The sequence below is a fragment of the Bradyrhizobium jicamae genome (assembly GCF_018130695.1).
In the GTDB taxonomy this organism is placed as follows: domain Bacteria; phylum Pseudomonadota; class Alphaproteobacteria; order Rhizobiales; family Xanthobacteraceae; genus Bradyrhizobium; species Bradyrhizobium jicamae_B.
Genome location: NZ_JAFCJX010000051.1, coordinates 24200 through 32374 on the forward strand (window position 1 = coordinate 24200; position 8175 = coordinate 32374).

General features: G+C 63.7%; 15 protein-coding genes. 4 read left to right on the forward strand and 11 right to left on the reverse strand.

Translation table 11 applies throughout. From position 1 onward, the window contains the following. Positions 1-37: 37 nt before the first annotated feature. The 3 genes from JQ604_RS40080 to JQ604_RS40090 all read right to left on the reverse strand — a co-directional run bounded on the left by JQ604_RS40080 (position 38) and on the right by JQ604_RS40090 (position 771). A complete protein-coding gene (locus JQ604_RS40080) occupies positions 38-259 on the reverse strand; it encodes a hypothetical protein (RefSeq protein WP_212366278.1) in 222 nt (73 codons plus the stop codon). A 108-nt stretch (positions 260-367) separates the two neighbouring features. After that, positions 368-580: a hypothetical protein gene (locus JQ604_RS40085; protein WP_212366279.1), complete on the reverse strand. Its 213-nt coding sequence runs from the start codon at positions 578-580 to the stop codon at positions 368-370. 32 nt (positions 581-612) lie between these two features. Beyond that, on the reverse strand, positions 613-771 hold the full coding sequence (locus JQ604_RS40090) for a hypothetical protein (protein ID WP_212366280.1): 159 nt from the start codon (positions 769-771) through the stop codon (positions 613-615). 143 nt (positions 772-914) lie between these two features. On the opposite strand from JQ604_RS40090, the gene JQ604_RS40095 reads away from it, so the two are divergent. Beyond that, positions 915-1142: a hypothetical protein gene (locus JQ604_RS40095; protein WP_212366281.1), complete on the forward strand. Its 228-nt coding sequence runs from the start codon at positions 915-917 to the stop codon at positions 1140-1142. A gap of 116 nt (positions 1143-1258) precedes the next feature. On the opposite strand, the gene JQ604_RS40100 is transcribed toward JQ604_RS40095, so the two are convergent. Further along, the gene (locus JQ604_RS40100) at positions 1259-1435 is read right to left on the reverse strand and encodes a hypothetical protein (RefSeq protein WP_212366282.1); all 177 of its coding nucleotides are present in this window, start codon (positions 1433-1435) and stop codon (positions 1259-1261) included. After that, positions 1419-1580, reverse strand: coding sequence for a hypothetical protein (locus tag JQ604_RS40105; RefSeq protein ID WP_212366283.1), 162 nt, complete (start codon positions 1578-1580; stop codon positions 1419-1421). Before JQ604_RS40105 ends, JQ604_RS40100 begins: the two co-directional genes overlap by 17 nt. Positions 1581-1768: 188 nt before the next feature. Here JQ604_RS40105 and JQ604_RS40110 point away from each other — a divergent pair, with 188 nt between their 5' ends. After that, positions 1769-2026, forward strand: a complete 258-nt coding sequence (locus JQ604_RS40110; protein WP_212366284.1) for a hypothetical protein — start codon at positions 1769-1771, stop codon at positions 2024-2026. Positions 2027-2160: 134 nt separating this feature from the next. Here JQ604_RS40110 and JQ604_RS40115 read toward each other — a convergent pair whose 3' ends face one another. From JQ604_RS40115 to JQ604_RS40135, 5 genes are all read right to left on the reverse strand, one after another. Beyond that, the gene (locus tag JQ604_RS40115; RefSeq protein ID WP_212366285.1) at positions 2161-2301 is read right to left on the reverse strand and encodes a hypothetical protein; all 141 of its coding nucleotides are present in this window, start codon (positions 2299-2301) and stop codon (positions 2161-2163) included. Next, a complete protein-coding gene (locus tag JQ604_RS40120) occupies positions 2276-2470 on the reverse strand; it encodes a DUF3606 domain-containing protein (protein ID WP_212366286.1) in 195 nt (64 codons plus the stop codon). The genes JQ604_RS40115 and JQ604_RS40120 overlap by 26 nt, the downstream gene beginning before the upstream one ends. Positions 2471-2488: 18 nt before the next feature. Further along, positions 2489-2716, reverse strand: a complete 228-nt coding sequence (locus JQ604_RS40125; RefSeq protein ID WP_212366287.1) for a hypothetical protein — start codon at positions 2714-2716, stop codon at positions 2489-2491. A 45-nt stretch (positions 2717-2761) separates the two neighbouring features. Further along, positions 2762-3643, reverse strand: coding sequence for a DMT family transporter (locus tag JQ604_RS40130; RefSeq protein ID WP_212366288.1), 882 nt, complete (start codon positions 3641-3643; stop codon positions 2762-2764). A gap of 239 nt (positions 3644-3882) precedes the next feature. Then, positions 3883-4692, reverse strand: a complete 810-nt coding sequence (locus tag JQ604_RS40135) for a response regulator (protein ID WP_212366289.1) — start codon at positions 4690-4692, stop codon at positions 3883-3885. A gap of 296 nt (positions 4693-4988) precedes the next feature. Between JQ604_RS40135 and JQ604_RS40140 the strand changes: the two genes are divergently transcribed. Then, positions 4989-5201, forward strand: a complete 213-nt coding sequence (locus JQ604_RS40140; RefSeq protein WP_212366290.1) for a NepR family anti-sigma factor — start codon at positions 4989-4991, stop codon at positions 5199-5201. Further along, the gene (locus tag JQ604_RS40145) at positions 5201-5749 is read left to right on the forward strand and encodes a sigma-70 family RNA polymerase sigma factor (RefSeq protein ID WP_212366291.1); all 549 of its coding nucleotides are present in this window, start codon (positions 5201-5203) and stop codon (positions 5747-5749) included. The genes JQ604_RS40140 and JQ604_RS40145 overlap by 1 nt, the downstream gene beginning before the upstream one ends. Positions 5750-5955: 206 nt before the next feature. Here JQ604_RS40145 and JQ604_RS40150 read toward each other — a convergent pair whose 3' ends face one another. After that, entirely contained in the window at positions 5956-7617 is a 1662-nt protein-coding gene (locus JQ604_RS40150; protein ID WP_212366292.1) for a CHASE domain-containing protein, read from the reverse strand. Between the last annotated feature and the right edge of the window lie 558 nt (positions 7618-8175).

Consider the following 8175-nt stretch of genomic DNA (forward strand, 5'->3'; position numbering starts at 1 on the left):
AGCGTTCAATGCACGGCTACCGTCACAGCGGCATGGCTCAATTGCCGAGACGCTCATCGAAGCGGCGTTGCTCATAGCTGCGGCGCCTGGCTCTGAAATATTCGCGGGCGAAATGGATGGCGAGGCCGATCAGGACCGGCGGCGCCAGGGCGGCGGCGATCATGTAGACGGTGATGGATTTCGGCGTCAGCACATCGAGCACCATCGACGCCAGCAGCCACAAGGTGGCAGTGATCACGGCTACATCGACGCGCTTCATTTCTGGACCTGAGGCCTCCGCTCAGGTCCCATCTTAGTGCCTCGCGGTTCCCGCGCCAACATGCCGCAGGCGGGGTAGTCAATCGGGGGCTGTTGGCGGGGCTGTGGGCTATTGCGCCCGCCGGGTCAGCGCCGCCTCGCCTTCCTCGCGGCCGGGCACGCTCACATGGACCTCATGGCCCTGCCGGATCGCCAGCGACGCGGCGGCCGAGGCCGATTCGAAGGCGGCTTCCTTGGTGGCATAGCCGCCATTGAGGTTGCCATCGTGCAGCACGCCCCATTCGTCGCCTGACGGCACGATCGCATATTGCGCCAGTCCCATGGGTCTTCTCCTGTCCAAATCTTCCGTGGGCGTCAGTGCGTGTTGGTCTCGTGCCAGCGCTCGAGATTCGGCTTTTCGTCGTCCGAACGCTGCTCCTTCTCCGGATTGCCCTTCCAGGGCTTGTCGGTCTGCGCGTGCGAGCCCCAGTCGGTGCGGTCGCGCGGATCCTGTTCAGTCGGTTTTCTGCTCATGCAATGTCTCCCTGCAAAGCAAACGCCTGCGCGCGCATACGTTCCTCAGAGCGATGATTTGGAACGGTAGTTCCGATGAGTTTGAGGGAACGCCGGCGAAACTGGCTTCGTTATCTCCCATCAATCAGCCACGGAGCCGATCCATGGGCGATTTCAGAGACATCCAGCATGGCGTCAACGATCCCGTCGACGGCGTCGATGTGAAGTGGAAGATCAGGCACAACCAGACGCCGCATGAGCGCGCCCAGCACGCCGCCGACGTCCGCGCCCCGGCATCCGCCGATCCCGACGAGCCATTCCTGCCCGAGGCGCTGCGCCGGACGCCGACCGCTCCGCTCAACCCGCGCACCGGACGGCGGCCGACGGATTAGCATCGCTGGCCACCGCACGGCACGATCGATGAATGCGAAAGCGGCGAGCGACGGTCGCCGCTTTCGCTTCATTGCACTCAAGGTCCTGAAATCAGGTGAGACGTTGCACGCAGCTCTCAGGCCTGCCGCGACAGCATCGCGTGCATCTCGGCGGCGGTGCGCAGCTGGTCGATGCGCGCCAGCACCGCGTCGCGCTGTTCACCCTGCGCGGCGCGGGCGAGTTCCTCTTCGAGATGCCGCCTGAATTCGTCGAGGCGCTGTTCGAAGGTGTGGGGCTTAGATCGTTTCCGCATCATTTGCTTTCGGGGGTTTGAGACCGGGGCTGTTGGCCCAGCGCTCGATGGATTCGATGACGTCCGCATGCGAAGGCCGCTTCGGCTTTGGCGCCTTCGGCTCGTCGGACAATTTGCGGGGTAGCTTGACGTTGTCGTCTGTCATGGCCGTCCCTCCGTACTGCCAACGCAGATGGTCGCGCAGGGTTGCTAGTTAAATAGTCTAAATTATTGATTTTGTTTGACTATTTTACTCAGTTGGCGACGTTGACAAAATTTCAGACTCTTGCGGAACCGTTGTCGGTTTCGCTGGTTTAGCAAAATACTCATCTAGCTAACTTTGGGTGTTTAGAGATGAATGATCTTCGCGCCGAGCGGCTGCAGGTCATGTTGTCCCCGGAAGAGCTCGCAGCCGTTGATGATTTCCGCTTCAAGAATCGCATGCCGACGCGTGCCGCCGCCGTGCGCGAGTTGCTCAAGGTCGGGCTCGCCAGCGCGGGCTCCGATGGGATCGATGGTGTTGTGGCAGGGGAGAAATCGAGCAATTACGGCGTGTTCGGCCGCGGGCCGGACGGGCACACGCAGGATACGCCGGAACCAGGCGAGGATTGAGCCCGGCGATCAATCCCTGGATGGCGTCAGCGCGGACATGGTGCTGCGTTGGCTCTGTCCAAGCGATGACCGCCGTGCGGTCGCGCGGCGGGAATGGTCCGTTGGTATCCTCGCTAAAGATGCGCGCCTGTAGCCTATCCCAGCCCAATTAGCTGAGCCATGCCGCGCAGGATGGTGACGACGAGCGCCGATGAGAACAGCGCCGTGCCGAGATCCGCGAGATAGAGCAGTTGCGACCTCTGCTCCGCATCAAGCTCCGCGATCGCCTTGCGCATGGCCTAGCTCCTTCCTCACCGCGGCGGCTGAATTGCCGACCTTCGCGACCACCTTCTGAAGCTGCTCCAGCGAGACGCCGAGATGCCTGGTCCAGTAATGGACCTCGTGGCGCTCGTGCATGTTGATCTTGCCACGGTCCTGAAATCCGGTCTTCCTGAGATCATCCATTTGCCGTCTCTCCGATGTTCAGGACGCCGCGGCGAATCGGCCCTCGGTGCGATAGCGCCGGTAGGCGTCGATCGCCTTGTTCGCCAGCATGAGCTTTCGATGCTCGCCATGCCTGATCATGACCTCCATCGCATCGAGCAGGACGTGGCTGGCGACATTGGGGTCGCCGAGCTCGCCGGACCGTTCGAGGTAATCCCAGGCGATGTGAAACGCGCTTTCGACAATGACGGCTATCGGCTCATGCATGAAAGCAAAACGCGGCCTGTGGGCACAACGTTCCTTTCGCGCCTGTCAGCTCCTTTGCAGCGCCAGCGTGACGCCGCCGAGGGTGAGCACCATGGCTCCGATCTCGCGCCAGCCCAAGGGCTCGCCGAGGATGGGCGCGGCGGAGACGACGCCGATCACGGGAACGAGCAGCATGCCGGTCGAGGCCGCGGTCGGCGGCAGGCGGCGCAGCGTCTCGAACCAGGTGAGATAGCAGATGCCCATCGGCATCAGCGTCATGTAGACGAAACAGCCGATGCCGAGCGGCGTGATCGCCGTATAGTTCGGCTGCTCGAACAGGATGCCGGCAATCAGCATCGCGAGGCAACCCAGTCCGACCTGCCAGCCGACGACGACCAGCGGCGGCAGCGGCAACGGCGTGCGGTTCATCACGTTGCCGAGCGCGAAGAAGATGGCGCATGACAGGGCCAGCGCGATGCCGAGCAGCTTGCTCGCGCCGAACGCGAAACCGTTGCCGCCGAGCAGCAGCGCCACGCCGGCGACGCCGAGCACCAGCGCCAGGATGTCGCGGATCGTCGGCCGCGCATGCAGCACGGGCCAGGCCAGCAGCATCGCCCAGATCGGCATGGTGTAGGCGAGAAGCGCACCCTCGCCGACGCTGACATATTTCATCGCGACGGTACCGAAGCCCATCCAGGCCACGACATTGGTGAAGGTTGCAAACAACAGCCGGGGCAGCGCCTCGCGTGGCACCGCGAGCGACTGGCCGCGGCTGAGCGCAAGCGCGGCCAGGATCAGCCCGGCGCAGGTGCCGGCAAGCCCGCGCGCGAACAGCGGCGGCCATTGCTGCAGCAGCAGCTTCATCAGCGGCCAGTTCAGCGCCCAGCCGAACGCCGTCACCACGAGGGTGAGTGAGCCGATCGTCCTGTCGCGCGGTGTCGTGACCATCAGGGAGCGCTTAGCAGGCGATTCGTGCCGGCTCCATATCGCACGATGCATGTGCGAAGCGCGCAAAATGCGAATATTCCGTAGCCCGGATGGAGCGCAGCGCAATCCGGGGCGCGGCCGCGAGGCCGGCTCAAGCGGTCCCGGATTTCGCTTCGCTTCATCCAGGCTACAAGAAATGACAGAAAAAACCGGCGCACCCGAGGGTACGCCGGTCAGGTTCTGCCAGTCGACGTGAAAACCTATGCCGAGGCCGCACGCGGGGCGCGGTTGCGCGAGTTGCGCTGGAAGAACAGCGCCTGGCTCGCCACCGCCGACACCATCGCCGGCTGGAACGGCTTCGAGATCAGGAACGCCGGCTCCGGCCGCTCGCCGGTGAGGAAGCGCTCCGGATACGCCGTGATGAACACCACCGGCACCTCGAAGGTCCGCAGCAGCTCGTTCACCGCATCGAGGCCCGACGAGCCGTCGGCGAGCTGGATGTCGGCGAGGATCAGGCCGGGCTTCTTGTTCTTGGCGAGCGCCACCGCATCCGAATGGGTGCGGGCGACGCCGATGACGTTGTGGCCGAGATTCTTCACCAGGCTCTCGAGGTCCATGGCGATGAAGGTCTCGTCCTCGATGATCAGGACGTCGGTGGCGATCTCGGCGGCCATCTCGCGGCCGGCGGCATCGGTGAGCTTGCGGGTCTCGGCGACATCGGTGCCGAGGATGTAGGCCACCTCCTCCTCCGAGAAACCTTCCAGCGACAGCAGCAGGAAGGCCTGGCGCGGCAGCGGCGTGATGTTCGACAGACGCCGCTCCGGCGGCAGCGACAGTGTCGCCACCCCCTCGGTATTCTCGTTCACGGCGACCGAATTCCAGATCTGGGTGAACAGGCGAAACAGCCCGGCGCGCGGACCGTGGGTTTCATCGAGCAGGGAGCCATCCTGCAACAGGGCCTCCAGCATGGCCCCGACATAGGCATCCCCCGAGGCCTGGTTTCCGGTCAGCGCGCGGGCATAGCGGCGCAACAGCGGCAGATGTTCAGCAACGAGCTGCGATCGGGACATTCCCACTCCATCCTTGTTCGTAAGCCAAGTTTCTTGAACCGAGTTCAGCCAAGTCGGGCATGAAACGCTTCGTCTGGGGCGACGTTATCCAGTTCGATGGGGCCACCCCGGTTCCCCTGATGCCCCGACTACGCCCGAGCGGGGAAAAAGTTCCAAGAAATAGTTCCCGCGTTTCGGAACTTTATGCGCAACTTCGCATTAGCTCCTGACCGACAGGCGACGCGGCCGGTGCCTAATTTCGAGGAAACATCTTGGAAATCAGGGACTTAACTCCTCGGGGAAGCGTGGATCAGATCATGAAGGAAGTAAAGAAGCAGGGCGGCCTCAACGCCGAGATTCAATCAAGAATCGGTCACCAGCTTCGTGCCATGTACGACGACGTGGTACGACAGGGGGTGCCCGACCGCTTTGCGGAGCTCATCCGGAAGCTTGATGGACCGGAGGCCGCAGCAGCCGCCCAGGCGGCCAGCGCCGGCGAACAAACTGCAAAAACTGACGGGAGGGACTAATGCCTCTCACCAATCAACTTCGCGACGACATCTTGGCGTCGGTGCCGAGCTTGCGTGCGTTCGCGATCTCGCTTTCCGGCAATGGCGACCGCGCCGACGACCTGGTGCAGGAGACGCTGCTGCGTGCCATCGCCAATATCGACTCGTTTCAGCCGGGCTCGAACCTGCCGGCATGGCTGTTCACCATTCTGCGCAACCTGTTTCGCTCCGACTACCGCAAGCGTCGGCGCGAGGTCGAGGACGCCGAGGGCAACTATGCCAAGACGCTGAAGACGCAGCCGTCGCAGAACGCGCATCTGGAGTTTGAGGAATTCCGCAATGCGCTCGACAAGCTGCCGCAGGACCAGCGCGAGGCGCTGATCCTGGTCGGTGCCTCCGGCTTCTCCTATGAGGACGCCGCCGCCATCTGCGGCTGCGCGGTCGGCACCATCAAGAGCCGCGTCAACCGCGCGCGCTCGAAATTGAGCGCGCTGCTCTATGTCGACAGCGCCGAGGATTTCGGTCCCGACAACACCGTGCGCGCCGTGATCGGCGGCAATGGCGGATAAGGTACGGAGAGCGTGAATGCAGAAAGGCGGCCTCGAATGGGCCGCCTTTTTGTTTTGGGAAAGGAATGTAGGGTGGGTTAGCCGAAGGCGTAACCCACCGGCGGTGTTTCATCACACGATGACGTCTGTGGATACATAGATGGTGGGTTACGCCTCGCGGATGCGCTTTGCGCATCCGTGAGGCTAACCCACCCTACAAGACCGGACTACTTCTTCGCCGGCCGCACCGGCTGAGCAAACTGCTCGGTGCGATCGCGCTCGGTCATGTCGACCACCGTGTCCATCGGCGCGATGAGCTCGTAGACGTAGGACACATCGGTGAAATAGCGTTTTGCGGTGCCGCCGAGCGCTTCGGGCGCAACACGATCAAGCAGGATCAGGCCGAAATCCGAGTCCGCACGGCGCGTCGCCTCGCTGGTGTTGAACTCCTCCCAGCGGAAATGGAAGACGCCGTCCGGCTCCTCGCCGTTCACCTCCCAGTTCGCGACGATGTGCGGATGCTTGCCGACCAGCGACAGGCCCTCGTCGGAATGCGAGGCCAGCTCGAAGAACAACAGCGACAGCGACTGCGCGGCGCGGGCGCTGACGGTGATATCGGGGCCGTTCACGGCGATGCGATCGGCATGCGGGATCGAGCGCGATTCGAACAGGCCCTTCAGCTTGACGCCCTGCCATTGGCTCTCGCTCAGCAGCGTGACCACGTTCGACATCGCATGGATGCGGCCGATCAGGAGCTCGCGCGCGACGTCGATGTCGGAGCCGTGGCGCAAGGTGCGGGTGACGATCGACTGGATCACCGCCAGAATGTTTTTCACGCGATGATTGAGCTCGTCGATCACGGCGGTCAGCCGCCGTTCGAAGCCGATGCGGACCTCGATCTCACGGCTGAGGCGGAGATTGTTGTAGGCGACATAGCCGAACAGGCCGCAGACGATACCGGTCAGCGCAAGGCCGATCGCGGCGACGATGACGGCGGTCTGCTGCGCGCGGACCTGGGCATTGCTCTTGGCATAATATTCCAGCGACCAGTCGCGGCCGCCGAAGGTGACGGTGCGCACCATCGAGGGCACCGGCCCGCCCTGGCGCACCGCGCGCGAGGTGACGACGCCGGCTTCGTTGGCGGTGAACTCGTCGTTGGAATCGCGGGGATCGCGCAGCGCCACCGCGAACAGCGACGAATCGTCGTTCGTCAGCATCAGCGATGCCAGCTCATAGGAAAAGGTGATGAAGCCCGCCGGCTCGGTCGCGCCGTCCTGGATCACCGGTGCGGCCAGCGCGACGCCGACCGGGCCGTCCTGGCGGAGCAGCGGGATCGGATCCGACGCGACGGGCTTCCCCGCCGCCATGGCCTGCGCCAGCATCGGACCGACCACGGAGTGGCGGTCGAAGGCGCGGCCCGGAATGCCGAGCGTCGCCGGGTTGCGCGGCTCGACGTCCATCATCACGTTGATCGGCTTGTCGAGCTCCTTGATGTCGAGCGGCTGGTCGTCGAAGTCGCGGATCGTGGGGTTGGAGAAGCCGGCGCTCTTCAGCTCGGCTTCGGCGGCCGGCAGCTCGCTCGGCTTCAGCCGCGCGATCCAGGCCACGATCACGAAATCGGTCTTGAAGGCGTAGATCGCCGAGCGCAGCGGCTGCAGCATGTTGGCCTTCACCATCGACGGCGAGCGAAACAGCCCGGAGGCGACCCGCGCCAGCAGCTCGCGCTCGGTCAGGCGGTCCTGCACCAGGCTCGCATGGACGTCGATGGCCCGCGCGATCGCGATGCCGTCGAGCTGCAGCTCCTGGTCATGCACGCGATAGGCCGCCAGACCGGACAGCAGTGCTCCGATCAGCGCGATCAAGGCGACAATGAAACCCAGCCGAACCACGCGCTTACTCGGGCATCAGGGGGTGGCGAAGACAGACGAAGACCATCAGGCAACTGTGGGAAGAGCGAAATATCAGCGGGCGACGAACGCCAGGGCGGGCGGAATATGGAGGAGCGGTCATCGGGACGCAACTGAGGCTGGACAACAACATGAACGGACGCGCCACGCCGGTTAATCTTTGGCGGCGCCAAAGATTTCTAATCAGCAACGGTCGATTTTGTTCCGGGTATTGCGGCAGATTTTTGCGGCGGGGCGGTGTGGAGGATGACGGGTTGGTGCGGTGGTTAATGAGGGCGTGATGACGACATCGGAGTTCGTGGCCTACCCCTCTCCCGCAACCCTCCCCCGCAACGGGGGAGGGAGCCGAGCAGTCTGCTCACCTCACTTGGCTAAATCGTCTATCGCACGCAGCATTAACGAACCGTCTGCCCGCACAGCATGTAAGGGACGCAGCAGTGGACGGGCTCCCTCCCCCGCAAGCGCTGTCCAATTCACACATCTTGCGGAGGAATTTGATCGCTGATTCCGTGAGTTGAGTGATGATTCGCGGGAGAGAGC